Origin of the sequence: Microcoleus sp. PH2017_12_PCY_D_A (genome assembly GCF_020738565.1) — a bacterium.
GTDB lineage: Bacteria > Cyanobacteriota > Cyanobacteriia > Cyanobacteriales > Microcoleaceae > Microcoleus.
Genome location: NZ_JAEQCI010000101.1, coordinates 1 through 25,787 on the forward strand (window position 1 = coordinate 1; position 25,787 = coordinate 25,787).

At 43.9% G+C, this 25,787-nt stretch carries 26 protein-coding genes; 16 read left to right on the forward strand and 10 right to left on the reverse strand.

What is annotated here, in order from left to right:
- Positions 1-1,008, reverse strand: a 1,008-nt coding sequence (locus JGK39_RS25305) for a transposase (protein ID WP_293297742.1), incomplete at its 3' end; no start/stop codon positions are given.
- Positions 1,009-1,120: 112 nt separating this feature from the next.
- Between JGK39_RS25305 and JGK39_RS25310 the strand changes: the two genes are divergently transcribed.
- Positions 1,121-1,624: a DJ-1/PfpI family protein gene (locus JGK39_RS25310; protein WP_293259153.1), complete on the forward strand. Its 504-nt coding sequence runs from the start codon at positions 1,121-1,123 to the stop codon at positions 1,622-1,624.
- A gap of 265 nt (positions 1,625-1,889) precedes the next feature.
- Here JGK39_RS25310 and JGK39_RS25315 read toward each other — a convergent pair whose 3' ends face one another.
- Positions 1,890-2,780: a sugar ABC transporter permease gene (locus JGK39_RS25315; protein ID WP_293259107.1), complete on the reverse strand. Its 891-nt coding sequence runs from the start codon at positions 2,778-2,780 to the stop codon at positions 1,890-1,892.
- Positions 2,781-2,839: 59 nt separating this feature from the next.
- Here JGK39_RS25315 and JGK39_RS25320 point away from each other — a divergent pair, with 59 nt between their 5' ends.
- The 3 genes from JGK39_RS25320 to JGK39_RS25330 all read left to right on the forward strand — a co-directional run bounded on the left by JGK39_RS25320 (position 2,840) and on the right by JGK39_RS25330 (position 5,349).
- The gene (locus JGK39_RS25320) at positions 2,840-3,424 is read left to right on the forward strand and encodes a GNAT family protein (RefSeq protein ID WP_293259109.1); all 585 of its coding nucleotides are present in this window, start codon (positions 2,840-2,842) and stop codon (positions 3,422-3,424) included.
- 18 nt (positions 3,425-3,442) lie between these two features.
- Positions 3,443-4,099, forward strand: coding sequence for a phosphoribosylglycinamide formyltransferase (gene purN, locus JGK39_RS25325; protein ID WP_293259111.1), 657 nt, complete (start codon positions 3,443-3,445; stop codon positions 4,097-4,099).
- A gap of 215 nt (positions 4,100-4,314) precedes the next feature.
- Entirely contained in the window at positions 4,315-5,349 is a 1,035-nt protein-coding gene (locus JGK39_RS25330) for a class I SAM-dependent methyltransferase (RefSeq protein ID WP_293259113.1), read from the forward strand.
- A 292-nt stretch (positions 5,350-5,641) separates the two neighbouring features.
- Here the strand turns inward: JGK39_RS25330 and JGK39_RS25335 are convergent, their stop codons facing one another.
- From JGK39_RS25335 to rlmN, 5 genes are all read right to left on the reverse strand, one after another.
- Positions 5,642-6,793, reverse strand: coding sequence for a DUF3322 and DUF2220 domain-containing protein (locus JGK39_RS25335; protein WP_293259115.1), 1,152 nt, complete (start codon positions 6,791-6,793; stop codon positions 5,642-5,644).
- Positions 6,794-6,805: 12 nt separating this feature from the next.
- A complete protein-coding gene (locus JGK39_RS25340) occupies positions 6,806-10,129 on the reverse strand; it encodes an SbcC/MukB-like Walker B domain-containing protein (RefSeq protein ID WP_293259117.1) in 3,324 nt (1,107 codons plus the stop codon).
- Positions 10,122-10,706, reverse strand: a complete 585-nt coding sequence (locus tag JGK39_RS25345; protein WP_293259119.1) for a DUF4194 domain-containing protein — start codon at positions 10,704-10,706, stop codon at positions 10,122-10,124. Before JGK39_RS25345 ends, JGK39_RS25340 begins: the two co-directional genes overlap by 8 nt.
- A gap of 13 nt (positions 10,707-10,719) precedes the next feature.
- Entirely contained in the window at positions 10,720-12,174 is a 1,455-nt protein-coding gene (locus JGK39_RS25350; RefSeq protein WP_293259121.1) for a DUF3375 domain-containing protein, read from the reverse strand.
- 233 nt (positions 12,175-12,407) lie between these two features.
- On the reverse strand, positions 12,408-13,520 hold the full coding sequence (gene rlmN / locus JGK39_RS25355) for a 23S rRNA (adenine(2503)-C(2))-methyltransferase RlmN (protein ID WP_293259123.1): 1,113 nt from the start codon (positions 13,518-13,520) through the stop codon (positions 12,408-12,410).
- A gap of 340 nt (positions 13,521-13,860) precedes the next feature.
- Here rlmN and lgt point away from each other — a divergent pair, with 340 nt between their 5' ends.
- From lgt to JGK39_RS25370, 3 genes are all read left to right on the forward strand, one after another.
- A complete protein-coding gene (gene lgt, locus JGK39_RS25360; RefSeq protein WP_293259125.1) occupies positions 13,861-14,754 on the forward strand; it encodes a prolipoprotein diacylglyceryl transferase in 894 nt (297 codons plus the stop codon).
- Positions 14,755-14,874: 120 nt separating this feature from the next.
- On the forward strand, positions 14,875-15,654 hold the full coding sequence (gene cobM, locus JGK39_RS25365; RefSeq protein ID WP_293259127.1) for a precorrin-4 C(11)-methyltransferase: 780 nt from the start codon (positions 14,875-14,877) through the stop codon (positions 15,652-15,654).
- Positions 15,655-15,782: 128 nt separating this feature from the next.
- Positions 15,783-16,619 carry a dienelactone hydrolase family protein gene (locus JGK39_RS25370; RefSeq protein WP_293259129.1) on the forward strand — a complete coding sequence of 279 codons (837 nt, stop codon included), beginning with the start codon at positions 15,783-15,785 and terminating at the stop codon, positions 16,617-16,619.
- A gap of 67 nt (positions 16,620-16,686) precedes the next feature.
- On the opposite strand, the gene JGK39_RS25375 is transcribed toward JGK39_RS25370, so the two are convergent.
- Entirely contained in the window at positions 16,687-17,892 is a 1,206-nt protein-coding gene (locus JGK39_RS25375; RefSeq protein WP_293259131.1) for a glycosyltransferase family 87 protein, read from the reverse strand.
- A gap of 133 nt (positions 17,893-18,025) precedes the next feature.
- On the opposite strand from JGK39_RS25375, the gene JGK39_RS25380 reads away from it, so the two are divergent.
- The 3 genes from JGK39_RS25380 to JGK39_RS25390 are packed head-to-tail and all read left to right on the forward strand — an operon-like array spanning position 18,026 to position 18,943.
- Positions 18,026-18,187: a hypothetical protein gene (locus JGK39_RS25380; protein ID WP_293302988.1), complete on the forward strand. Its 162-nt coding sequence runs from the start codon at positions 18,026-18,028 to the stop codon at positions 18,185-18,187.
- A complete protein-coding gene (locus JGK39_RS25385) occupies positions 18,181-18,663 on the forward strand; it encodes a flavin reductase family protein (RefSeq protein ID WP_293259135.1) in 483 nt (160 codons plus the stop codon). The genes JGK39_RS25380 and JGK39_RS25385 overlap by 7 nt, the downstream gene beginning before the upstream one ends.
- A gap of 4 nt (positions 18,664-18,667) precedes the next feature.
- Entirely contained in the window at positions 18,668-18,943 is a 276-nt protein-coding gene (locus JGK39_RS25390; RefSeq protein WP_293259137.1) for a hypothetical protein, read from the forward strand.
- Here the strand turns inward: JGK39_RS25390 and JGK39_RS25395 are convergent.
- Positions 18,927-19,445, reverse strand: coding sequence for a peptidase C15 (locus JGK39_RS25395; RefSeq protein WP_293259139.1), 519 nt, complete (start codon positions 19,443-19,445; stop codon positions 18,927-18,929). The genes JGK39_RS25390 and JGK39_RS25395 overlap by 17 nt on opposite strands.
- 213 nt (positions 19,446-19,658) lie before the next feature.
- On the opposite strand from JGK39_RS25395, the gene hisH reads away from it, so the two are divergent.
- Entirely contained in the window at positions 19,659-20,294 is a 636-nt protein-coding gene (gene hisH / locus JGK39_RS25400) for an imidazole glycerol phosphate synthase subunit HisH (RefSeq protein ID WP_293259141.1), read from the forward strand.
- 242 nt (positions 20,295-20,536) lie between these two features.
- On the opposite strand, the gene JGK39_RS25405 is transcribed toward hisH, so the two are convergent.
- On the reverse strand, positions 20,537-21,859 hold the full coding sequence (locus JGK39_RS25405) for an NB-ARC domain-containing protein (RefSeq protein ID WP_293259142.1): 1,323 nt from the start codon (positions 21,857-21,859) through the stop codon (positions 20,537-20,539).
- Positions 21,860-22,210: 351 nt separating this feature from the next.
- On the opposite strand from JGK39_RS25405, the gene JGK39_RS25410 reads away from it, so the two are divergent.
- The 5 genes from JGK39_RS25410 (at position 22,211) to rsmD (ending at position 25,369) form a co-directional block, all read left to right on the forward strand.
- A complete protein-coding gene (locus tag JGK39_RS25410) occupies positions 22,211-22,672 on the forward strand; it encodes a CHAP domain-containing protein (RefSeq protein WP_293259143.1) in 462 nt (153 codons plus the stop codon).
- Between the two features lie 150 nt (positions 22,673-22,822).
- Entirely contained in the window at positions 22,823-23,611 is a 789-nt protein-coding gene (locus tag JGK39_RS25415) for a CHAP domain-containing protein (protein WP_293259145.1), read from the forward strand.
- Between the two features lie 131 nt (positions 23,612-23,742).
- On the forward strand, positions 23,743-24,189 hold the full coding sequence (locus JGK39_RS25420; RefSeq protein WP_293259147.1) for a hypothetical protein: 447 nt from the start codon (positions 23,743-23,745) through the stop codon (positions 24,187-24,189).
- Positions 24,190-24,373: 184 nt separating this feature from the next.
- Positions 24,374-24,517: a hypothetical protein gene (locus JGK39_RS25425; protein ID WP_293259149.1), complete on the forward strand. Its 144-nt coding sequence runs from the start codon at positions 24,374-24,376 to the stop codon at positions 24,515-24,517.
- Positions 24,518-24,826: 309 nt separating this feature from the next.
- The gene (gene rsmD, locus JGK39_RS25430; RefSeq protein WP_293259151.1) at positions 24,827-25,369 is read left to right on the forward strand and encodes a 16S rRNA (guanine(966)-N(2))-methyltransferase RsmD; all 543 of its coding nucleotides are present in this window, start codon (positions 24,827-24,829) and stop codon (positions 25,367-25,369) included.
- The last annotated feature ends 418 nt before the right edge of the window (positions 25,370-25,787 follow it).

Genomic DNA, 25,787 nt, shown 5'->3' on the forward strand with positions numbered 1-25,787 from the left:
TTGCTCTACAAATCTCCATCCTCTGAGAGCGCACTCTTGTTGTAGTCTATCTTTGACTTTAGCTGTGGGTATTTGGACAAAGTTTTGATTAGTGTTTTTCCCCATATTGACTTCTTGCTTCTGTCCTTTATTCCAGCCAAAAACTACGACATTGATTTGGTGATTTTCGCAATAACCCATGATGCTTCTAACTGCTTTATTTACTGCATCTCTCATCCTTCTGGCGCGAGTTTCTGACAACTGTTGCAGTCTTTTTGAGGAAAAACCTTTGGGTAACTTGTATTGAGCGTGCGCCGATTGCACTCGCGCTTTTTCCTTATTAAACCACTGGTTCCAAGACTTCAACTTTCGACCATCAATGATGAAAGGCTTACTATTACTAGAGACACAAGTCAACCAGTTATTGATGCCGTGGTCGATTCCCAAAACCCCTGTTACTTCCAGACTACAACTAGCGGCTTGTTCAGTTAGACTTTCATAAACATACTCAAGCCAGACTTCGCCATTTCTAGGGATTAGCCTGAGTTCTTTAATCTGGCAATCTTTCAGTCTTTCTGGTAAAGGCGCCCAGAGCGCATCTGTCCCAAAGTGTTCTTTGCCCTTGGTTCCTAAAGGCAACCTTACCCGATTACCCACTATTTTTAAAGCTTGACCAGGATAGGAAACTTGGTACATCGCCCCTTTAGTTCTGTACTTTGGTAGCCTCGGTTTTTGATTGAGTTCTCCTTTCTTGGCTAACTTTTGTAGGGTTCGGAAAGAACTAAAGGATTCAGCGACCGATTTTAAAGATTGTTGCGCGACTTGCGAGTAGAGTAAGCCGTAATTCTCGTTGCCTTTGGCAATTTTGTACAAATCTGGGTATTTAAGTGCACCTTTGTCCTTAAAGTACCGTTGCCGACTTTCGTAAGTCCCGACATTAAACAGATTGTTTGACCACCTCAACAGTTGCTCGACAATGGTTTTGTCGAGTCCTGTTAAATGCCAAACGTCTCTTTGTACTGCGTACATCTTTTTTTACCCTCCTTGATTGATTGTACTAGAATTGGTAAATATTTAACTGGCAGGATCAATCCTGCAATGCCCTTTCATCCCTGGACTAAAGTCCCAGGGTTTTCAGGGTATTTCTTATAAGGATTCACGACCTTTTGCAGTCTCTACTGTAGCCGAAAATCCCGGTGCAGTCAGCGCGCGTAACGGTTTGAGCGTAAATCCCCATTGTACTTTTTCTGATTGTCCGCCCCCCGATATTTTAATTGTACCGGGAGGACTAGGCACGAGAAAGTTAATCGATAATTCAGCAGTGATTAATTGGATCAAAGATTGTTCGCAAACAGCAGAATTAGTGTTGTCTGTTTGTACGGGTTCGCTGCTGTTGGCAAAAGCTGGCTTGTTGGGAGGTTTGGCCGCAACTACACACCATGGGGCATTGGATTTGTTGAGAGAATTAGCTCCGAATACAACTATTATCGAAAATCAGCGATTTGTTGATAACGGCAAAATCATTACATCTGGGGGAATTGCTGCGGGAATTGATATGTCTTTGTATGTTGTCGGCAAGCTTTTGGGAACAGCGCAAGCCACACAAACAGCAGAGCATATGGAATATAAGATTGGGAATTCGTAATTGGGAATCCAGTTAATTGCACATTTTATTTGCACGGACACGGCAATGCCCATTCGTGTTAATTCTAAGTTTAGGCGTATTCAGAGACTGCTGTTTACCGCCGAGGCTAGATCCCCCCTAGCCCCCCTTAAAAAGGGGGGGACAAGAGCTTCAAAGTCCCCCTTTTTAAGGGGGATTTAGGGGGATCTAGACTAAGCTAGAAGCGAGATTTGTGATTAATTTTAGTCTTAACTTGACACCAATAGCTGTGTCCGTACCTAGCTAATTAAGAATCTTCGCCCCAAACTCGAAGCTGAACATAAACTAATATCAAAGCTATCGCCATCAGGAAAGTTGCGGCTGCGGCTGCATAGCCAAAATCAAATTGGGAAAAAGCTTGCTCGTAAATATAATAAACTAGCAAATTAGTAGAGTTCAAAGGGCCGCCGCCGGTGATCACATAAACTTGCTCGAAACTCCGCAGGGTAAAAATAGCTGTAGTAATGGTAGCAAATACTAAAGTCGGCCGCAAACCGGGTAAAGTGATGTGCCAAAATTGCTGCCAAGCATTAGCTCCATCTAATTCTGCTGCTTCGTAACGATTTACCGGAATTGCTTGCAATCCTGCTAAAAATACTACCATATTAAAGCCTAATTGTTTCCAAATACTTAGTAAGATTATTACTGGCATTGCCCAAACTGTGCTGCTGAGCCAAGGTATCGGATTTATGCCGATCGCCCTTAGCATATCATTCACCGGGCCTTCGGTTTGAAACAACCACCGCCAACCCAAGCCAACGGCAACTAAAGAGGTAATCGAAGGGATAAAATAAGCGGTGCGGAGAGCTGGGCGCCAAGCAAACGAGCGATTTAGCAAAACCGCCAAACCCAAGGGAATTATTAAACTGGGAATGACGGTCGCGGTAGTAAAATAGATCGTGTTTTGGACAACTTGCCAAAAATCCGGGTTTGTGACTAGGCGCGAGTAGTTGTTGAAGCCAATCAAACGCACTCCCGACTGGGTAAAGCTGCCGCTGGTAAAGCTGAGGTAGAATAAATAGGCGATCGGGCCAATCAAAAAAGTACCCAGAAACAGCAAAGCTGGGGCTAGAAATGTCCAAGCTGCGATCGACTCATTGTCCAACCAGTTAAAACGCCCAGATTTCATCGGAACCATTGGCTTGTAAATTTTAGCTTTTAGTTTTAAATAATATCACAATATAGGTCAATGTCAAAATGAAATTGCTCGATATATTAGCAAATTTACCCACTATAGAAACTGAAAGGCTCCTGCTCCGAAAAATAACTTTAAACGATGCCAGCGATATGTTTGAGTATGCTTCCAACCCGGAAGTCTCAGAATATACAATGTGGTCAACCCACACCTCCATCGAAGACACTAAATATTTTCTCAAATCCCTGACAAAAATGTACAAAAGAAAAGAGCTGGTAGATTGGGGAATCGTCCACAAAGCCGAGAAAAAATTTATCGGAACTTGCGGATTTGTGGAATGGAGCATGACGCACAGCCGCGCGGAAATTGGCTATGCACTTTCTGCGAGATATTGGAGAGAAGGATACATGAGCGAGGCTGTCAATGCAATTATTGAATTTGGCTTTCGGGAAATGTTGCTAAATCGAATTGTAGCTCGATGTGAAGTTAACAATATTGCTTCGGCGAGGGTGATGGAAAAGGTGGGGATGCAATTGGAAGGGATTTTGCGACAGCAGCTATTTGTCAAAGGCAGATATTGGGATTTGAAAATTTATTCGATTCTCAGGGAAGAGTTTTTTGATAATATTGTTGTAGAATCTGATTGAATATTTTTGATGGCATTTATGACAGTTAATCCAGTATCTACTAATTCCAGCGCCAGCCTGATTTCTCCTGAGATTGGGAAAAGTGCGATCGATTCGGCTCATCCAACCTTAAAACTAGGAATTTTAGCTTCGGGAAGCGGCAGCAACTTCGAGGTAATTGCCGAAGCTATCCAAAAGGGACAACTCAATGCTGAAATTCCAGTATTAATTTACAACAATCCCGAAGCTAAAGCCGCAGCCAGAGCGGAAAAATACGGCATTCCCGCAATTCTGCTCAATCACCGCGATTGCAAAAGCCGCGAAGAATTAGATACAAAAATTGTTAAAACTTTCCAAGAATATGATGTAGAATGGGTGGTGATGGCAGGTTGGATGCGAATAGTTACCAAAGTTTTGCTCGATGCTTTTCCCGACAAAGTTATTAACATTCACCCCAGCTTGCTGCCGAGTTTCCCCGGAATTCGCGCCGTCGAACAAGCACTCGCAGCTAAGGTGAAAATCACCGGATGTACGGTGCACATCGCTCATTTGGAAGTAGACAGCGGGCCGATTTTAATGCAGGCTGCGGTGCCTGTGTTGCCTGACGATACCGCAGAAACCCTGCACGCGAGAATTCAGGTGCAAGAGCACAAAATTATGTTAGGCGCGATCGCCCTGATTGCCGAATCTCATTAAAAACATTGTGACTAAAAACCTCACCAGTGCCGCATCTTCCCCGGAATTACCCGTCAGCGACTCGCCCGAAAGTGGCCCGCCGCTGACTCCGCCCAAAAACGGATAGTTGCGAATGACTTAAGTGGTGAAGAGATCAAAATTTTAGAGTCTTGTTCAATCTCCCAGATTCAATGGGAGAGTCAATCTAAAATCTAAAATCTAAAATCTAAAATCGAATGACTGATTCCAATCGCCTGAAATTAATCCTCAAAGAAAGACTCAAAAAGAACATCGGCATCAAGGGAGAATTTTATCTACCTTGCTTGCCATCAATGCTAGATGACTATCTGAAATTACTCTCAGACTTCTTGCAACTTCTGGGACAAAATCTCGACGCCGCGCAAACAGAAAACTTGCGAACATTAATCGCCAACGCCTTAACAGAAGGATTCAAAAATTCTCCCCACGCTAATCTCATAGTCTCATACTTTCCCGCCAATTCCCAAACCGGTTTAGGCGGCGGGATTACTCTGAATACCAAGATTCAAGTCGAATCGATGGCCCAGAAATATCATAGCTGGCCGGATATTCGCCCCGAACCTTTATTTGGCAGCTTTCCCGATGCTAAAGTGATGGCAATTGCAGCGGAATTAGGTGAACCGGGTAAAACAGCTATTTTAGATGTTGGTGCGGGCCCGGGGCGCAATAGTCTGCCTTTAGCTAGGTTAGGACATTCCGTGGATGCGATCGAGCTAACGCCCATATTTGCCGAAAAACTATCATCCGCAGCCACCGTCGAAAATTTGCCGATTCATGTCACCCAAGGCGACGTTTTAGATCCATTATTGAGGATGAAAACCTATCGGTACAAATTAGCCATTGCTACCGAAGTTCTCTCGCACTTCCGCTATCCCGAACAAGTCCGCTTATTCCTCGGCAAAATGTCCGATGCCGTGTTAAGCGGCGGCTTTATACTATTCAGCACTTTCTTAGCTGTCGAGGGCTACGAACCCGATGAAATGGCAAAACAAATGTCTGAATTGTGTTGGTCTTATCTCATCACAAAGCAAGAATTGGAAGCAGCAATCGAGGGTTTGCCGTTAGAAATTATTGCCGATGAATCGGTGATTGAATACGAACAAAAACATTTGCCTGATTCTGCGTGGCCCCCGACACCTTGGTTTGTGAGTTGGGCGACTGGGCGCGATTTATTTCCGGTGCAAGAAACGCCGCCGTTGGAGTTGCGCTGGATACTGGTTAAACGCTTGTAGAATTTGTTGTAATATCATGTCATCTCGCACAAACACAATCAAAAAGGTTCGTAGTGAGGACTTTAGTCCTCTGACGGATGCGGACTAAAGTCCTCACTACGAACCAATTTTATTACGGGTAATTGACCGGACACAATATACAGCACATTCCACGTTTATGAAGTACAGCCCGCGAGCTCTTCGAGTGCCGTAGGGACTTAGGCACTCGCGGTGTCCCTACAAGGGCTAAGTAAGTAGCTCAACCTCATTAAACGTAAGACACGATCTGGGTATTCTGTTTTTTTAGGTGGACTTACCGATCGGACAAATTATTCAACCTGCCAATTACAAAATCCTTCCGTATCTTTTCCTGTTCTAAACGAATGGTTTGGTTCGACAAATCAACAAATAAATCATACTCCTCCGGTGTCAGGTAAGATAAGTTAGCAACCTTGCATACTGTTCCCGGCACAGCAAATTCCTGAAAAGTATCGAAAGTTTCTCGATCCATCATCACAGAAATTGTTTCATAAAAATAAGACCTTAATTGCGAAAGAATCTGGAACCCTTGGGCATCTAAATCGCCCCAGTAAATTATTTGACAATGCCTTAGCCACTCAACATCTTTTAAAATAGCTACATTAAATCCCTTTCCCCACAGCGCAAAGCTGTTGCTTAAATCGGGTAAGGTGCGAAAATTCATCAGATTTTCAGTAATAATAAAGCGGTATCCTTGAAGACTGCGACTTTTAAAGTCAGAGATGAGTATACTCATCTCCGAGGTGCTAATGCCATACTTCACCTGTAGGTTTTTATCCAAAGCTCTGATAGTTACCGATGGCTCAGCATATCGCAAACCAAATCGCTTTTCAAAATCATTTTCTTCTTTGTTAATAGCATCGTCTGGCAGGATAGCTGACAGCAATTCATTCAGAATACCTTGATTTTTTTCGATGAACTTGGTGTGAACATTTATCGGTAGTTCGCGAAGATAAAGGTGAGGTTTCGGATTGTTCTGGAAATACAGGCATACACGCAACAAATTCTCCCATTTTCCTAAGTTTTTGATTACTTTTTGAGGATTTTGATTGAGCCAGATCTTCAATTCAGGAAGTTCTTTTCTAATCCTTGCTACAGCGTATTGAAAATCAGCAACTTCTTGTTCTTTCTTAATAAATTTCAAATAATCTGTCTCTGTTTCAAATACAATTCGGGATGGCAGCGACTGCATACCGTATTTGCGATTGTTCCGCTGTATCAGCTCAACTTGATACCCGCAGCCAGCGTGTTCTTTTGAGCCTTTCAGAATTTGCTGTACGGCTTCTTTGAGTTCCTGGTAGTCGTCGTAGGGAATTTTGCCGCAGGGCAAATCTAGCGGGAAAAAAGGTTCTTCCAGGAGCAAGGATTGCAGGAATGGAGTATAAAGTCGATCGGCTTTCTTTCTGATTTCGTCGGGTGTAATCATAAACAGACACAGTTAATTTGAAGCCATTTGTTTTAGACGCAGCTTTTCTAGGGATATATTATAAACCTTGGAGTCGTTCTCTTCACGGCTGTTTTCAACATAGTAAGCAGAGCCTACATAATCCTCAACAACGTAGATTTTGTCTTTGGGCGTAACTACCAGAAGCTGAAGATTTAATTGTTTAAATAACTCCATTGCATACTTTGCATTTTCTTCATCTAACTTGCTAAAAGCTTCATCAATGACCACAAGACGAAATGACTCAGATTTTGTTTGATCTTGTACTAATCCGAATTGATGGGCAATAGCTGACGCTAGGATGGTGTAGGCTAATTTAGCCTTTTGCCCGCCCGATTTTCCAGAGGAATCGGAGTAATATTCCTTCTGAGTGTGGTCATCTTTATTTTTGACGCTGACTGAGAAATTAAGCCAATTACGCACATCGGTGACTCTTGCTGTCCACCGCTCATCTGACTTGAGGCGATCGATCAGGTCTTTAATTTTTTCAAAGCTAGCTTCGTCAGCTTCAGAAGTTTGCTCAACGCCTACATCACGATAGCACAACACCTTCAATTGATTTTTAAATTCCTTAATTTGGGTGTCTCGGTTAATTTCCGATTGGACTTGTATATAAGTCGAGTCTGTATACTCTATCACTTTTAAGGATTGATTTATCTCGTAAATATTTTGTTTAATTTCGCTTTCCCAGTCTTCTAACGCCTCTTTAAAATTAGAAATAGCGTCACTAATTTTGCGGTCTAGCAGTTCTTTAAACTTTTGTTCCTGTGCGGGTAAACCCTCAATCTCTATCCTTTGTAGCATCTTTTTAAACTCAGGAATCGATTCTAATGATGCGTCAACATTGGTCGTTTCTTCGGGATACTCTCGCTTGTAACTATCCATCTGTTTGTCAATGCTTCTTTCCAAAGAAGTTAACTTGCTATTTGCGTCGTTTATTTGACTCTGGTAAGACTCATTTACTTCAGCTTCCGAAGGATGGATGGTGAGGAGCGTCAGATTTGGATTTTTGAGACTCTCTTCAATTTTAGGAGTATAAATCTGAATCTTTTCGGATGTGCATGACTTCGATCGCCTGTCGCATTCATCCCTCTGTTGTTGGTAAGCGTCGATATCGCGATCGAGATTAGCAATCTTTTTGTCAGCGCCAGTTTTATCTGCGTCCTTTTTCTGAATGTCAGCGCTGACAGCAGCTAGTGTTCTTTTCAAGTCATTTAGGCGATCGCAACTTTCCTCTAACTCCTGCTTTTGCTCTACTAGCTTTTGCTTCTTGCTAGCATCCGGTTTCCAGTCGATCGCAGAAAAATTATTGAATTCCAATAACTTTTCTAGCAGCTTCTTTTGATCCTCGCACTTTTCTTGTGCTGTTTCAATCTCCTTTATCGCTTTTTTTACTATATCAATCTCTGCTTGACACTCCTGCAATTTAGCTTCACAATCCTTGATTTTCTCAGAATTGTCCCATCCCAAAATATATTGACTTTTGTCGTTGATTCTATGGCGATCGTCTTTTTCATGTCTATTCCCCTTTTTCATCAAGCCATTTTTTCTAATAGCATAATTCTCCCGCTCAAACCTATCTAAATCTTCACAACAGATGCAGCTACCAAATGTGTTTAATAAATCATTAGTCAGCCAAGTAATATATTCATTATCAGGTTTAATGTCCAATTTATTAAACAAAGAATTCTTATCTAAGTTTCTAGTTTCCTGATGTAAATTTTTAGTGCAAAGTTTCTCATAAACTACGCGGCCCCGCAGATTAGTTCGATCGACATATTGAGTGAATTTATGGTAATGCCTTTCAGTAACTAGAATTCGCAGTCCAAAGTTGTGCAGCAGTTTTTCGATCGCCCCTTCCCACTCGCCTTCTCCATCCTTTACCTTGAGCAGTTCGCCGACAAAAGGAATTTCCGCCTCAGCAATTCCCAAAGCAGTTAATATCTCTTTTCTGATTTGCAAGTTTACACGAGGAATCTGATTTCTTCGCTGTTTTAAAGATTGTAGTTCTTCGTCTAAATCAGTATATTTTTTTTCAAGTTGTTTCTTCTTAATTGTTTCCTCATCGCGTTGACTTATTAATTTTTTAATTTTTTCGGTAACAGTTTTTTGCCTTTCCCCCGCCTGGATAGCAGAACCATTAAATGTATCCCGGTCACTGCAAGCTGGAAATCCTATACCTTCAGCAATCTTAGTATATTTTTTGGCGGCTATTCTATAATTATCTATCCGTTCCTCTAAAGTCTTAATTTCCTGTTCTAAATCTTTTATTCGCCGTCCTTTATCGTCATTTTCAATGTCTAATTTTAAATTTAGCTCTTGCTGCCGCAAGCGTTTTAAAGCCCCATTTATTTCTAACAAATCATGGTTTACTTGAGTATGTTCCTGTTGTTTCTCTGCAATTACTGTTTGCAACAAACCTCTTTTACGCTGAGCAAAATAGGCAGGAACTACTCGCAATACTTCCTTCACTTCATCCTGATTCCGCTTGACATTTTCGTGGTTGTCAGAATCAGCAATTAGCGGTCTTAAAATCTCTACCTGTTTCTTTGCTTTCTGCATTTCTTCATGGGAAGAAGTTAAGTTTTTATAATAATTAGTTAGCCCTTGTATTTCCTCCTCAAGATTAATTTTGTTCAGCATATGACCGCGCACAAAGTCATTTAATTCTCCAATTTCTTTGATGCTGACAGTCTGATTGAATAAATCGAAAGCTTTTTCAGATTCCACACCAAAGGTTTTGCGAAAGTGTTTGCTGTAGTCAACAAATGTGTCAAAAATTTCTATTTTTGGTTGCAATAAAGACGCTAATTGCTTTTTTAATTCTGGAAAATTTTCAAAATTATTGAAGTGCTTCGCGATGCTGAGTGCACCAGCAGCAACCACAAACAACTTTTCAACTTTCTCTTTTACACACAAAACCTGAGCCAAGGTGACGTGCTGTTCGCATCCTTTGTTATAGAAATAAGCGAGTAAAACTGAATAATCATCTTTGGTACGCAGGTACTTCGGTTTAGATTTGTGGTCATCTTCACTTTTAATTGTGCTGTAAGCTCCGAGTACATAGGTCTTTTCATCTCGATCTCGCTTTCCCTTTTCTGAACCTGAAGCCAAGTTATAATTCCGCTTTTTATTGGGCACCAGCAATGTCAGCAGTGCATCAACCAACGTCGATTTACCCGAACCATTAGCCCCGGTGAGCAAGGAAGTTTTACCGCAGGGGGCGATCGTACCCTGCTTAAAAGTTCCCCAGTTTAATACTTCAAGCCGATGTAAGCGGTATCCAGCTTTGGAATTGTCCTTTTCAAATTCAAACATTTGATTTGCCATGCGCTTTTAACTCTTCTTTGATTTCCTTCAATTTGTCAGCGGGAATTTTAGCTTTGAGGATGCGGCGAACCTCATATTCGCCTTCTGTACCCTTTAACTCTTTTAAAAAGTGCAACTTGACGGCTTGAGCGATCCAACTGTCAAATTTTTTCACACGCTGTACCTGATTAGTTTGCTCTTTAAAAAACGGATGCATTAAATCGTGAATTTTAGATTTAGACAGAATGCAGCGAGTGGAATTAGAGGTGCTGGCCTCAAATTCTAGCAATTCCTCGCGCAATACAACACATAGTAGCGTAACTTCCCAACTCAGGGCGACTCTCCTAACCAGCCTGGGCAGTGTTTTTGCTTGCTCGTCGTCATCCTCGCGATCTGGCTGCTGTAAATAAGCATACCCTTCTTTTTCATCTAAATAAAGTGTCACGCCAATTTTCCCGAAGTATTCTTTGACGTTTCGTTCGTTGTTCAATAGCAAATCCCAATCACTGTCATCTTCATACAGAATACCCTTTAGTAATTTGATGATTGCTGGTGCGTAGGGTGCTATAATGTCGTTTTCTATCATTGATTTACTCTCCTTATCTTTTGAAAATAACTTGTGGCAGTGTCAGGTGCATGAGGTTTTCCTTGTCAGAGTAACTGGCGATGTCTATGCGATCGCTCGCGGAGTCATCGATCGCGTGTTTGCGATCGCCAGAAGCGATCGCCAAATAAGCAATAACTTCAGATAAACCATTTTCCACCGGATACCTCTCAATTATTTCAGCTAGCGTTACCTGATGTTGACTTTCCAACATTGCAGCAATCCGCTGCTTCAATACTTCCTCATCCACATAACAATAATTTCGGAGTTCCTCAAGTTTCTCCGTCGATAAATCGACATTTTCATCGCTAAAGTTGTAGCTTTTAAAGATGCGCTCTTCTGTGGGTTTCCACATCGGTATTTCCATCACCATTTGCACTTCCGGGTCGCCTTCTATCCTGATAAATTCCTCAGTTTCTGGAGGATTATCCACCACGGCAAGTGCTAATTTTTTAATTTGGGAAATCAGTTCTTTCACTCGCCTGTTCTCTGCGATATGCTGTTCTGCCAGCATTTTTCGCAACTGTTCGGCAAGACGATAATTTGATTTAATAATTTTGTCGCTAGCTTTAATTAGACTGCGTTTAATTATTCGTAGTATGGGATTTTTTTTACCCAAATCTTGAAGTTCTGGCAAGCCATATACCCCATCAATCATTTTTTCCAATTCTTCCTGTTTGGAAGGATCTGCCAGAAAATTTCGGAAGGCATAGAAGCTGCGCCCCTGATCGGATTTTCTAATTTCTTCATCCGCATCAATTACCTGTGCGACAACTAACCCCTTTCCGCCCTCCTCTTTTAGCTGTGCCTTTTTCACTTTGTCCGTGATTGCTTTAAAATTTTGCTCGACTTCTCCAAAGTCAGCAAGCAGCCGCCGCGCCACATCATTAGCTTTAAGAAACCACTCTTTGAGCTTAGCTTCGCTGTAGCGCTCAACCTCACCAGTTTGTTCGATGGTGTCGATTTCTTTCTGAATTGCTGCTTTTTGTTTTTCTAATTCCTCCAAACGCACTGCGGGATCTTCTGTACTTTTAGTGACAATTTCTTTGAGCAGTGCAAATATCTCTAAAAACTGGGATTCAGTGCCAATAAACTCTCTCCTCTTCAAATCTTCCAGCCAACCAATCGCCCGATTAGTACCCGGTGCAAGTTCAAAAACCGGATCGTCATTCTTCGTCTGATAATATTTCTTCAAGAACTGATGATCGCTATTGCACCAGGTGTCCAGGTAAGTCTGTGCTTTCCCACAATATCGTTCCGGTTCCTCTTCGCGCAGCTTCTCTAAATAATTTTCAAGTTTTTCTACGAGTTCTGATTGGGAAACGGTAATCTGATTTAAAGACTTGAACTGTAGATATAAAAAACTGATAATTAATGGTGCGTTGTCAGTTCTTAAAAGCTTGAGGCTAGGCTCATTTTTTAAGTCATATTCTATGCTGTCATGTTCCATATTTAAAGGGGATTATATTAACAATTTAATTGTCTTAAAGCTTGAAATTAAGTAGTAGGGTGCGTCAGATCGTAGCTTGTCGATTTTTAATAAAATCACGTATTCTGACGCACCCTACGATATTTTTATCGCACAATTACAATCAAAAAGGTTCGATCGTTCGGACTTTAGTCCTCTGACGGATGCGGACTAAAGTCCGAACGATCGAACCAATTTTACCTAGGAAAAATCTACTATTCAACCTCAGATGCCCGCAGTTGTCCGCAGGCGGCATCTGCTTCTAAGCCGCGAGAATACCGCACGCTAACTGCTATTTTCTTTTCCTTCAAAACGGCAACAAAATTGTTAATTCGATTGGGAGTCGGCCGCTGATATTCAGCTTCCTGAATCGGATTGTAGGGAATCAAATTGACGTGACACTGAAAACCGCGCAACTGACTTGCTAACTCGGCTGCGTGTTCCGGTAAGTCATTTACATTTGCTAAAAGCACGTATTCAAAGCTTAATCTGCGGCCGGTCGATCGCACATATTCGCGGCATTCTGCCATTAACTCACCCAAAGGATAAGGGTGGGCGCTGGGAATTAACTCTTCGCGCAGTCTTTGATTGGAAGCGTGAAGGCTGACGGCGAGGGTAACTTGCAGTTGATGTTCGGCTAGTTTGTTGATGCGGTTGCGAATTCCAACTGTGGAAATGGTGATGTTTCGCTGTCCAATTCCTACGTCTTGATTCAAACACTTGACAGCAGCTACCACATTATCGATATTTAGCAGAGGTTCGCCCATTCCCATAAATACGATGTGGCTGACTCGGCGGCCGAAATCTTGCTGTACTGTCAAGACTTGATCGACGATTTCGTTTACTTCTAAGTTGCGCTTGAAACCGCCTTTACCCGTAGCGCAAAAGTCGCAGCCCATGGCGCAGCCAACTTGGGCCGAGACGCAGACTGTCAGCCGTTTGTCGGTGGGAATGCCGACGGTTTCTATGATTTGACCGTCTGCTAATTTTAGGAGATACTTTACTGTGGAGTCTGGTGCGACCGATCGCAAATGAATAGTCGATCGCCCGATCGGAATTTTAGCAACAGTCTCGCGCCACTGTTTCGAGAATACAGAAATGTCAGAGATCGATCGCGCCCCTTTCTCATAAATCCACTGATACAACTGTTTACCGCGATAAGCCGGTTGTCCCTGCTCCTGTACCCACTCCGTTAACTCAGCTAAATTCGCCCCCAGCAAAGGCGGAATTTTACCCGACTCAACAGCCAAAGCAGCAGTCTTGCGAGACTGATTCGCATCCCTGGAATTACCAGAAGAGTACACCTGAGAAACGGAAGTAGGAGACATAGGTCATCAAAAAATTTAAAAGCACCCTCTATCTTAAAACTTCTCGACCAAAGCGGCCGCCAATCCTCCTAAAGGCGAAGTCTCGATCCCCCTCGCATCCCCCTTAAGAAGGGGGACGAAAGAGAATAATCCGGTTCCCCCCTTTTTAAGGGGGGTGCCAGGGAGATCTGATTGGGGACTCACAAAGAAAACTCCAGACACCAATATCCGCAACGCAAGTTAATTTTCGGCAAAATTCCCCAAATATTGCGTGTAAATGACCGCAGTCACCTAAAATAAACTCTGTAGTTTGTTGGGTATGCAAATTTGACACCTTTCCACCACAATTAATGCAACTTTTATGGTGCTAAATATTCTCGCGCTACCTCTAGGCTTTCAATTTACATCCCCAGGCCCGATTATCTTTCAACTCGGCCCCTTAGCCGTCCGTTGGTACGGACTGTTGATAGCTTCTGCTGTGTTGATTGGGGTCAGTCTGTCCCAATATTTGGCCGAAAAGCGCCGCGTTAACCCGGAATTGCTGGGCGATTTAGCAATTTGGCTGGTTCTGGGCGCTATTCCCTGCGCTAGAATTTACTACGTGGCTTTTGAGTGGCCGCAATACGCCCAGAGACCTGAAGATATTATTGCGATTTGGAAAGGCGGAATTGCCATTCACGGCGCGATTTTGGGCGGCACGATCGCAGCTTTAATTTTTGGGAAAATCCAGCGAGTTTCTTTTTGGCAATTGGCAGATTTAATCGCGCCTTCGGCAATTCTCGGTCAGGCGATCGGACGCTGGGGAAATTTCTTTAATTCCGAAGCTTTTGGCAGTCCTACGGATTTGCCCTGGAAACTCTATATTCCGGCAAACAGCCGCCCGCAGGCCTACGCTAATTTTGAATACTTCCATCCCACATTTCTCTACGAATCTCTGTGGAATTTGACTGTATTTGGGTTGCTGCTGACTTTGTTTTTCCGCGATTTGCAGGGCAAAATTAGATTGAAAACTGGTGCTTTGTTTTTGATTTACATCGCCGCTTACAGTTCCGGTAGAGTGTGGATTGAAGGGTTGCGAACTGATAGTTTGATGTTCGGGCCGCTGCGGACGGCGCAGATGGTAAGTTTGACTGGGATTGTTTTAGGTTTGGGCGGTTTGGCTTGGCTTTATTTGCTCGATCGACCTTTGCCAGATGTGATATCAGCCACGGGCGATCGCACAAAGGTTGCTCCCAAATCCCCAGAGGATCAATAAAAAACCCCAGAGACGTTAGTCTCTAGGGTTCAAAACCAGGGTGCATCTACCATCCCTTACTTCCAACCAAAATAGGTGCATCCGGAAACGCCAGTAAATTTCGCAATTTTTTTTGCAGCCATGAGTTTGACAGAGATTCAATCCCTAATTCCAGGCGTATATATTGTAGGTGCAGGCCCCGGAGACCCGGATTTGTTGACTGTTAAGGCTCAAAAACTACTGGCTGCGGCTGATGTCATATTATTTGCCGATTCCCTAGTCCCAGAGCAAATTTTGCAGGGGGTGCGCGCGGATGCTGAAGCGATCCAAACGGCAGATAAGACTCTCGAAGAGATTGTACCTTTGATGGTGGAGCGAGTGCGCGACGGCAAAAGCGTCGTCCGCCTCCATTCCGGCGATCCCTGTCTCTACGGCGCAGTCGGCGAACAAATGCAGGCTTTAGCGGAAGCGGGAATAGCTTTTGAGGTAATTCCGGGAATTAGCGCTTTCCAACTTGCCGCAGCTAAACTTAAAATTGAGTTGACAGTTCCGGGAGTTGTGCAGACAATTATTTTGACCAGGATTAGCGGCCGAACTGAAGTACCGGAACGTGAAGAATTAGCTAGTTTAGCGGCCCATCAAGGGAGTTTGTGCCTGTATTTGAGCGCCCGCCATGTCGAACAGGCTCAAGCTAAGTTGATGGAACATTACCCGTCTGATTTGCCTGTGGCGATTTGTTATCGCTTGGGTTGGCCGGATGAGAAAATTGTGCTGGTTGCTCTTGACAAAATGGCGATCGCCACTCGCGAAAATAATTTGATCAGAACGACGATGTATGTGATTAGTCCGGCGTTGGGTAAAGAAGCCCAAGGGCGATCGCGCCTTTATCATCCAGAGCACGATCGGCTTTTCCGTCAATAGTCAGTAGTCCGTAGTCCGTAGTCAGTAGTTATTGGTTATTGGTTATTGGTTATTAGTTATTTGTTATTTGTTAGTTCCAATGCCCAATGCCCAATGCCCCATTCCCCATTCCCCATTCCCCATTACCAATGAAAGATTTAACTCGCAGACAATTTATCGCTGTCACCGCATTAACCGCCGGATTTGCCTTAGCAGTTCATCCTATTTCTTTGGCAACTATTACCACAGATGCAACGGGTTTAGTTGCAGGTGAAGTGAAGATTCCGGTCAAAGATGGAGAAATCCCAGCATACAGAGCAATGCCGGCCAGCGGTAATGATTTTCCAGTAATTTTAGTGATTCAAGAAATCTTCGGAGTTCACGCCCACATTCAAGATATCTGCCGCCGTTTTGCTAAATTAGGCTATTTGGCGATCGCCCCTGAAATGTTTGCCCGTCAAGGTGATGTTTCTAAAATCACCGACATTCAAGAAATTGTCAGTAAAGTTGTCTCAAAAGTTCCCGACGCTCAAGTTATGTCCGATTTAGATGCGGCGGTAAATTGGGCCGAAAAATCAGGAAAGGGCAATATTAATAAATTAGGGATTACCGGATTTTGCTGGGGTGGCAGAATTGTCTGGCTGTACTCTTCCCACAACCCGAAAGTTAAAGCGGGCGCGGCTTGGTACGGGCGCTTGGTTGGCGATTCTACGGCTTTGACTCCCAAACAGCCGATCGACCTTGCAGCAACTTTGAAAGTGCCCGTATTGGGGCTTTACGGCGGCAAAGACGACTTAATTCCCAACGATACCGTCGAGAAAATGCGACAACTTCTCAAAACTGGCAGCAGCGGTTCCGAAATCGTGCTTTATCCAAATGTGCCCCACGGTTTTAACGCCGACTATCGCCCCACATACCGGGAAAAAGAAGCCAATGATGCTTGGAAAAAGCTGCAAGATTGGTTTAAAAAGCACGGAGTTGTTTGAGAGTTTTGAGCAAGGGAGTAAGCTAGTTGACAGTTAAAAATATCGTCACTGCTAGCTCGACCCAAAATCAAGCGATTTCTTCCTGCAATCCCTCACTGGATTTAGCTTTTATGCTGAATGCAGCAACACCAACTACCAGGAGCAAAACAACAATTGTTCTCCAGTGAACCAAAAAAGGCAGACCCGCTGCTAAAAAGATCCGTCTCGGAAAAAAGAGCAGAAAAACTAAAGCCATACTGCTGAGCAAAGCTTTGCCGTTGGTGCTGCAATAAAGCCACAGCGATGTCAGAATCGGGAACAAACCTACATAATCGTAAACGTGAGTAAATCCCAGAAAAGTGAAGGATATACCCATCAGCAGAGCCAAGACATCTTCTCGATTAATTTTATTGCGAAACACCCACAGCACAACCGCTAAAATTACTGCCACAATCTTGATAGCTGGTATCTTGAAGCCGACAGAAGCGAAAAGACTTTCCATGCCAACTTTATCTATATACCCCGGTTGATTGAAAGGCAAAGAACTATAGCTGTCTTGAATTCCTTGGTGCCACGCTGCCAGCATCCCAATGGGCCCGCCGTACAGCACTAAGGGATAAGCGCTCATAACTATAACTGTTGCGAAGGCTACAGCTAATATTTTCCAATTCCGTTCTAGCAAAAACCAAATACCGAGCAATAAGCATAGTTGTGGCTTAAAGCTAGCTATACCCAAACAGATTCCTGCCAATACAAATTTTTGTCGTTGACTGAAGAACCAAGCACCCATTGTGGCAGCAAAAGCCATCAAAGAAGTTTGACCCATCCACACAACGTGGGAAGTGAATGGGTTGCCGATAATCATCGCACTCATTACCAAAATGCCGAGTTGCTTTTCACTATTATTTTGATGTTCGTTGATGGTGCGAACTGTCATAGCAATCAGAGCTGCGATTGACAGCAAGTTGAATAATAGCCAGACGTATTTGCCAATCGAGTAATCGAAAAGACCGACAAACATACACAATGCCGCTGATTGAGGAGGATAAAAGAAACCCGCATCTTGAAGGTAGTTAATTTCCTTTACAGCCGCTACACTTTGAGTCAGCATATCGTGGTTGTAGGGATTTAAACCGTTCAGCCAAGCACGTCCTGCCGCGTAAAGTACAGCACCGTCAAAATTCAGCGGGCGGTTGGGATCTCTGCCAATCCCGACTATCCCAAAACAAATTAGAGATAATATACTGACGGCTAAAAGACCTAAACCAAAGTTCCGCTTAAACGATTCTTTCATCACATTATCTCCGGTTTTGTTAACGGATTGAGTTGCTACGCTCAGATTCAAATATTAATAGCTAAAGTCTTAGCACAGTACATAGTTAGTTGTCAAAAAATAGGTAAAACTATATTTAAGTTAATAAAAATAAATGTTGCGGCAAGCAGAAAATTTGGTAGTGAAAAAAGTAATATTGGCAATCTCGACATTCTCGGTGTGGCGCATCGCCCTTAAGACAGTTGGGTTTGTGGACGCTCCAAAAGGTAAACTGGGCGGTGTAGAATTTATCGATCGACAGGTAAGCCCGTGCTAGACGAACAAGCTAAAAAGACCATCCTCCGCAAAATCCCTCACGGATTGTACATTTGCGGTGTCAAAGACGGGGAAGAAGTCAACGGTTTCACCGCTAGCTGGGTGATGCAATCTTCCTTTACGCCTCCCTTAGTCGTCAACTGCGTCAAGCAAGACTCGAAATCCCACGCCATGATCAAAGCCAGCGGTGTGTTTGCTCTGAGTTTCTTGGAAGCAGGACAAAAAGAGTTAGCCCAGAAATTCTTCAAGCCGCAGCGCCGGGTTGAGAATAAATTTGAGGATGTAGAATTTTATCTAGGCGCCGAAACCGGTTGTCCGATTATCTCGGATACTCTGGGTTACATCGAGTGCAATGTTGTCGGTGCTGTGGAACACGGGGATCACACGGTTTATGTCGGAGAAGTTATCGGCGCAGGTGTTCACCGCGAGGGCGCTCCGTTGCTGCTAGAAAGCACTGGCTGGAATTACGGCGGCTAAAGACTTGGCAGTTGCTAGTTGTTGCGAATTTCAACTGCATATTCGGGGTGATGCTCAGAGCATCGCCCCACAAGAATTTGATGATTTCTTGACATACAATTTTAGCGATCGACCTCAGAAACCCGGTTTCTACGAGTTTTTGCGACGAGTAACGATAAATATTCGTAGAAACCCGGTTTCTCGTTCCTGCGCTCAATTTCAGAAACCGGGTTTCTACGAGTTTTGGCGACGAGTAACGAGAAATATACGCAGAAACCCGGTTTCTAGTCCCTGCGTGTAGTTAAGCGGCGTATAATTAATAAAAAATCGGCGACAATTTTGTCGAGATTTTTATCTGTCAAAATTGGCACGTGGACGAAAATACATTTAGCGGGAAGTTGAGCATCGCGAATATGCTTTAAAACTGCGTAATAGAGGGCTTCACAAACATATTTCCCGGCTTCGTGACTGATTTCGGTGGAGGCTAGATCGGCGACTAGCGGTTCGAGATTGACTGCTGTTTTCAGAATGTCTGTCTCGCAGCAAGCGCAGGATTCTAGGGTTAATTTTTGCCGGCTTTCTGCCATACCACAGCAGATCGTAATGTCGGGTTGGAGTTGGTTGATTTGGGCGATCGCCAATTTGGGCGCTAGTTCAAAATCAACAGGCAGTTTCCTCAAAAAATTCAGGGAATCAGGCAAAGATTTGATTTGAGAAATCTTTGCTAATAAGTCGTCGGAAGAGTTGGATTTCTGATGGGGAAGCCAAGTATCAAAGGAGGTGAGCAGAATTTTGTTAGTCATATAATGTCCCGTCTATCGCTCGCTATCAAACAGGTTCGTAGTGAGGACTTTAGTCCGCATTATTTTTTGAGGACTGAAGTCCTCACTACAGGTTCGTAGTGAGGACTTTAGTCCGCATTATTTTTTGAAGGACTGAAGTCCTCACTACGAACCTTTGTTATGGGTAATTTTGTGCAATAATACTGATATTGATAATATAAGGCAAGTAAGTCAATGTCTGTCATTGCAGTAGTAGACTATGACATGGGCAATCTGCACTCTGTCTGTAAAGGCTTGGAAAATGTGGGTGCAGTGCCAACAATTACCGATTCTCCGGCTATCATCGAGCAGGCTGATGCGGTGGTTTTGCCGGGAGTGGGTTCCTTCGATCCGGCGATGCAGCATTTACGATCGCGCAATTTGATAGAACCGATAAAAAGTGCGATCGCCTCGGGGAAACCTTTTTTAGGCATTTGTTTGGGTTTGCAAATGCTGTTTGACAGTTCCGAAGAAGGTACGGAACCGGGGATGGGAATTATTGCCGGAAAAGTGCGACGATTTCAATCGGAACCTGGCTTGACCATTCCGCACATGGGATGGAACCAATTAGAATACACTCAGCCGAATTTGCCATTGTGGCAAAATCTCTCACCTCAACCTTGGGTTTATTTAGTGCATTCTTATTATGTCGATCCGGTTGATTCAACAGTAAAAGCTGCGGTGGTGACGCATGGAAGCCAAACTGTGACGGCGGCTGTAGCTAAAGACAATTTGATGGCCGTACAGTTTCACCCGGAAAAATCTTCGACTACGGGATTGCAAATGCTGTCAAATTTTGTCAGTATGGTGAGGACAAAAGTTGCCGTTTAGGGGATTTGTACCAAACCCAGTTTGTTGGAAAATTGTGAGGGCGCGACGAGATAAATTATATCATCTCCCCTCAAAAGACCATAATTAAAATAGGTTTGTAGTGAGGACTTTAGTCCGCATCCATATCAGGACTAAAGTCCTCACTACAAACAGTTAAAAAAAATCTGTATAAACCAGGGGAGGGCGGCCACTCTTGGCACCGCCCCTACAATATAATTATTGTGTTTTTGCGCTTACTTATGCTATCGGTCGATCGCATATTTCCTCACCACCGGCTGCAACGTAAAAGCGACATTACCGCTGACGGTGATTTTTTCAATTAGCGATCGCCATCCCAGAGATTCCAGCGCTTCCATCAACTTCGAGGTAGAAACCGGTGCGGAAAGTCCCCCGCGCAATTGAGCCAGATCCATTGGCACTCCCGCAGTTGCCAACTGTTTCATCACCTCTGTTTCCAACACCGAAAGCCGCTGGAATTGCTGGGATAAAATGTGGTTTATTTGACCTAAAAATACCGTATTTTCTCTGATAAATTCCGAAGTTTTACCGTTAAATAGCTCTAAAATCATTGCCGAAACAATCCTCAGCGCTAAAGGATGAGCGGCATAACAGTCAATCAATTCGTCCCATTCTCTTTCTTTGACCAAGCCTCTTTCGGTGAGAATTTCTCGCGCTGCCATATTGTCTAAACCTGTGAGTTTATAAGATCGGACTGGACGAGTTTGACCTTCCAAAAAGGCAATATCTCTTGATTTTTCTGAACTGGTAAGCAATAAACAGCTTTGATGGTTGGATTCTCCTATTTGTCTGAACAGCCTTTCGTAATCTTCGTAGCCCGATCGATATTTGCCAGCCAAACCGCCCGTATCTAAAATTGTTTCCACGCCGTCAAACACAATCAAACAGCGGTGCGCTTGCAAATGCTCAATCAGAACGGAAATGCCGTCACTGAGGTTTTCCGGCAGTTTTTTGCCCTGACAGTGGCAGATAAATTTAATTAGGTCGATCGCCAAATCTTGACAACTCGGCTGATTCGACAAACTCCGCCAGATGACAAATTCAAACTCGTGCTGAATTTGCTTGACTAATTGCGCGCAAAGTGCAGTTTTGCCAATTCCGCCCATCCCGAAAATCGCAACTAACCGACAGCGATCGAGCGAAATCCAGTTTTTCAGCAAACCCAATTCTTCCCGGCGGCCGCAAAAACCCGAAATATCCGGCAATTCACTACAATTTTGCCGGGTTTGAGGAGTGGGCGCGGGCGCGAGATTGCCGGAAATATCCCCGGAAGTGCGATCGTCAGCTTCGAGTCGCAGCCCAAAAGCTGCAAACAAACTCTCAATTTTGGCTGTGTCAGCCGGAGCTCGCCGGTTCAATATATTAGACACCGTATCCGTGGAGACGAAAGAGGGAGATTTTGGATTAAGTCCAGGATCTGTGAGCTCCGAGATTTTTTGCAAACCGGGGCGATCGGTAAATTTGAGGTAAATAGCGTCCCAGATTTTCTTCCATCCTTGGTCTGTAAGTATTCTGCCGCGATCGCGCCTTGCTTTGGGTACATTCATTGGGATTTTAGATTTTAGATTTTAGATTTTAGATTTTAAATCGAGAGATCGAGTAGCACGTGCACTCCGCTTGAGACGGCGGTTGGCGAGGGAACACCTTGCGAGGTATGGGGGTGTGCGCGGGAATAAATCGGAATTTGCGATCGACTCGCCAGAAGCCGGAGTTAACAAACGGTACTGTCCTTAAATCTTATAACGCCTGAAACCCTTTCCGAGCAAGGCTTGACAAAAATATTTTGACCCATCCTTAACTCCTTGTTTAACTCCCGGATCTCCCGTTTCGGTTTTTTTGTGCTTCTGCGAAAGTATCAACAGTTAAGCAAACAACCGCAAACAAACAAGGAATCAACCATGAAATTATTTACTTCTTCCTCCAAAATCTCCCTAGCTTTGTTCACTGCTTTCGCCGCCGCCAGCACAGTCGTAACTGCTACTTTCTCCAACACCAAACCAGCGGTAGCAGCACAATATTGCCAGTGCGTACATTACGCAAACAACCGCTTTCAACTGCGTCCTCCCTATGTTTGGAGTGCCAAAGATTACGGTTCAGTGTTGCAACGTAACGGCTTCCGTCAAGTTGGCCCTCAACCCGGTGCAGTCGTAGTTATGCAGTCTTCATTCCCCGGTGCCGATCGCACTCACGGACACATTGGAGTAGTAGAAAGAGTTAACGGTAACGGGACGATCGCCGTTCGAGGTAGCAACCAAGGAAATCGCGGTTTGTTCGGGGAATTCAACTGCAACAATGTCAACGTTACCCAGTTTGGAACTTCTGTTAACGGCCGCCGCGATGTCTCGTTTTGGGTGCGATGACATAAACCCTAAGTTTCGGTATTTATCGAAATTCTTAACTCCTTGCTTAACTTCCGCTTCTTCCGTATCCATGGATTTTGGATTGTGGGAAAGTATCAACAGTTAAGCAAGCAGCCACAAACAACCACAAACAAAAAACAGGAATCTATCATGAAATTATTTACTTCTTACTCCAAAATTTCCCTAGCTTTGTTAACTGCTTTCGCCGCCACTAGCACTGTCATCACTGCCACTTTATCCAACACCAAACCAGCAGCAGCCGCACAATTTTGCCAGTGTCCGATTTATGTAAACAACCGCTTTCAACTGCAACCTCCCTACGTTTGGAGTGCCAAAGATTACGGTTCGGTTTTAGCGCGCAACGGCTTCACTCAAGTTGGTCCTCAACCCGGTGCTGTAGTAGTTATGCAGCCTTCATTTCCCGGAACACACCGCGAACACGGACACATTGGGGTAGTACAAAATGTTAACGGTAACGGGACGATCGCCGTTCGAGGTAGCAACCAAGGAAATCGCGGTTTGTTCGGGGAATTCAACTGCAACAATGTCAACGTTACTAACTTTGGAACTTCTGTTAACGGCCGCCGCGATATCTCGTTTTGGGTGCGAGGAAACAACTCGAATTCCGGACAGCAGCAGCCTGTTCAGCAACCTGTTCAGCAGCCGCAAAACGGTTTCCGCCAAGTAAATTTTCCCGCTTGGGTAATGTCTTCTAACGGTATTACTCTGCGGAACAGTCCGAGACTCGGCGATCGCAGCAATCAAATGGTACGTTTCCGCCAAAATCTCAATTTTGACGGCTGGGCTTACGGCGAAGTTGTCAACGATTTGCAGTTGGGAACTCCTGATGCTCGCTGGTACAAAATTGCTGGTACAAATTTCTGGGTTCCCAGCGCTTATGTTAACGGCAACGCGCCCAATTCTCGCCCGATGCCTTAGCTCTCGGCTGCATCTATCTATTCACCAACACTTTAACTTTTAGATTTTAGTTGAATACCCAGATTCATCTGTGCATTCAATCTAAAATCTAAAATCCAAAATCTACAATCGCTTGACAAGGAAGACACAATATGATGACTCAACACCAACTGCAAAAAGGATTCGGAAAACTAGCTGTTGTCGGAACGCTGTCTGTAATGGCGATCGGTTCGAGTGCTGAAATGAGTTTAGCAATTCCCCTGAGACCAATTCTCCGCCGCGCTGTTGAAGGCATCTTGGGGATTCCATCTAATCCTCAAAATCTCCCAGAAAATCAACAGCAATTTCCTCAAGGAACTGCTGGTTATCCTGAAACTTTTCCTGGAAATGCTGCACCTCAATATCCCGGACAACCTAATGTTGTACCTCAATATCCCGGACAACCCAATCAACAGCCAATTTATCAACAACCAACATATCCACCTGCACCTGGATATCCGCAACCAGGTTATCCGGTTTATCCGCAACCTTATCCTGCCCCTGTGCCGGCATCTCCTCCGGCGCGGCAAACCCAACCGGTGATTATCAACAACTTTTAAGATCGCATTCCTGGACGAAAAAACTCTATTTGTAGGGTGTGCACTGCACACCTTACCCCTAAAAATTCCCAATTCCCAATTCCCAATTCCCAATTCCCAATTCCCAATTATCAATGCCCAATACCCAATGCTTTTCGGCCCAATGCCCAATTCCCGATGCCCAATTCCCAATTCCCCAAAATTTATGAATACTCCTCCTGTCTCGTTTCCTGTTAAAATGGTGTTAGTATCACTGGTAGTCAGCAATACTTTACTATTTGTAAAACAGGCTCAGACACAAGTACCTGAGTGGAATCAAGCAGAAAATACTGTAAAATCTGGGTTTTAAATGATATTAGTTTCAAAAAATAATGGAGCTGCTTTGTCTGCTCCAAATTCCATTTTTAGTCAAATTATAATATCATTTATAAAAATTAGTGGTACTAACCGAGTTGGTAAGCTGTTGCACCAATAAACATTGCATATTTAGGACGGGCGGGACGCCCATCCCACAAGCATCTCATTTTTTTTGATATGCAATTTAAATGCCGCAACAGCTTAGTTTGTTTCGACTGGCCCGAAGTGTAAGGTGCGTCGCTAAAATCCGTTACATCCGTTACATCCGTTACAGAATCCGTTGCCGAACTTCCTTCTTCTTATGAGTATCAGAATCTATGGAAACCGCCAAATCAAAACTCTGCCGGGACTCGCAACTCGCCCGACACTTGCGCGAGTTAGAGAAGCTTTATTTAATATTTGGCAGGGGTCGATCGCAGATTGCAGGTGGCTTGACATTTGTACCGGTAGCGGTTCGATGGGTGCAGAGGCTTTGTGCAGGCAAGCTGCGAGTGTCACGGGTATCGAACAGTCGGCGAAAGCTTGTGCAATTATCCGCGAAAATTGGGAGCAAGTAGCAGACTCTTCCCAAACGTTCCAAATTCTGCGGGGAAATGCGATCGCCAAATTGGCCTCACTATCACCACAGCAGTTCGATCGCATTTACTTCGATCCGCCCTACGCCAGCGACTTGTACGAACCTGTGTTGAACGCGATCGCCAGCCAAGAAATGCTAGCACCTGATGGCGAAATCGCGATCGAACACAGCCCGGAGCGATCGGCACAAGCGATTCCCGACCTAGAAATTTGCCGCCAAAAAGTATACGGCAATACAGCATTAACCTTCTATACGCGCAGTTGCTGAGAGCCTCAAACGGCATCATAATTGTCTCAAATCCGTGTGGAAGCGTCCCCAAGAGCGATCGTCGCGATCCTGTTGGCGCGCCCCATAAAAGTTTTTCCCTGAGATACCATACAAATTTTTCTGAAGAAGTTAAACTTGCTCCGTAGCTTGTCAGAGCAACTTTCCAGAGAAATCCACGAAATAAATTAACTTTACGCTGAAAAAAAGATCTTTCAGTTGTAACATGAACTGCAACAAATATGTGATAACTATGCTATACTGCTTTACAGCTTCAATCGAGCTATGCACATGATTCGGTTTTCGGATATTTGCTAGAAATCTGATAGAAATCCCAAACCCTTACAGAACGTTGAAAACAGAATATGCAAGCCAAAAGCAATCACATCCCAGAGACCATTAAAGTGCAATCCGACAATGG

Coding starts and splice junctions, on each gene's coding strand:
- JGK39_RS25315 (WP_293259107.1), bottom strand. CDS start 2,780: ATGGTTCCGATGAAATCTGGGCGTTTTAACTGGTTGGACAATGAGTCG.
- JGK39_RS25320 (WP_293259109.1), top strand. CDS start 2,840: ATGAAATTGCTCGATATATTAGCAAATTTACCCACTATAGAAACTGAA.
- purN (WP_293259111.1), top strand. CDS start 3,443: ATGACAGTTAATCCAGTATCTACTAATTCCAGCGCCAGCCTGATTTCT.
- JGK39_RS25330 (WP_293259113.1), top strand. CDS start 4,315: ATGACTGATTCCAATCGCCTGAAATTAATCCTCAAAGAAAGACTCAAA.
- JGK39_RS25335 (WP_293259115.1), bottom strand. CDS start 6,793: ATGATTACACCCGACGAAATCAGAAAGAAAGCCGATCGACTTTATACT.
- JGK39_RS25340 (WP_293259117.1), bottom strand. CDS start 10,129: ATGTTTGAATTTGAAAAGGACAATTCCAAAGCTGGATACCGCTTACAT.
- JGK39_RS25345 (WP_293259119.1), bottom strand. CDS start 10,706: ATGATAGAAAACGACATTATAGCACCCTACGCACCAGCAATCATCAAA.
- JGK39_RS25350 (WP_293259121.1), bottom strand. CDS start 12,174: ATGGAACATGACAGCATAGAATATGACTTAAAAAATGAGCCTAGCCTC.
- rlmN (WP_293259123.1), bottom strand. CDS start 13,520: ATGTCTCCTACTTCCGTTTCTCAGGTGTACTCTTCTGGTAATTCCAGG.
- lgt (WP_293259125.1), top strand. CDS start 13,861: ATGGTGCTAAATATTCTCGCGCTACCTCTAGGCTTTCAATTTACATCC.
- cobM (WP_293259127.1), top strand. CDS start 14,875: ATGAGTTTGACAGAGATTCAATCCCTAATTCCAGGCGTATATATTGTA.
- JGK39_RS25370 (WP_293259129.1), top strand. CDS start 15,783: ATGAAAGATTTAACTCGCAGACAATTTATCGCTGTCACCGCATTAACC.
- JGK39_RS25375 (WP_293259131.1), bottom strand. CDS start 17,892: ATGAAAGAATCGTTTAAGCGGAACTTTGGTTTAGGTCTTTTAGCCGTC.
- JGK39_RS25380 (WP_293302988.1), top strand. CDS start 18,026: ATGTTGCGGCAAGCAGAAAATTTGGTAGTGAAAAAAGTAATATTGGCA.
- JGK39_RS25395 (WP_293259139.1), bottom strand. CDS start 19,445: ATGACTAACAAAATTCTGCTCACCTCCTTTGATACTTGGCTTCCCCAT.
- hisH (WP_293259141.1), top strand. CDS start 19,659: ATGTCTGTCATTGCAGTAGTAGACTATGACATGGGCAATCTGCACTCT.
- JGK39_RS25405 (WP_293259142.1), bottom strand. CDS start 21,859: ATGAATGTACCCAAAGCAAGGCGCGATCGCGGCAGAATACTTACAGAC.
- JGK39_RS25410 (WP_293259143.1), top strand. CDS start 22,211: ATGAAATTATTTACTTCTTCCTCCAAAATCTCCCTAGCTTTGTTCACT.
- JGK39_RS25415 (WP_293259145.1), top strand. CDS start 22,823: ATGAAATTATTTACTTCTTACTCCAAAATTTCCCTAGCTTTGTTAACT.
- JGK39_RS25420 (WP_293259147.1), top strand. CDS start 23,743: ATGATGACTCAACACCAACTGCAAAAAGGATTCGGAAAACTAGCTGTT.
- JGK39_RS25425 (WP_293259149.1), top strand. CDS start 24,374: ATGAATACTCCTCCTGTCTCGTTTCCTGTTAAAATGGTGTTAGTATCA.
- rsmD (WP_293259151.1), top strand. CDS start 24,827: ATGAGTATCAGAATCTATGGAAACCGCCAAATCAAAACTCTGCCGGGA.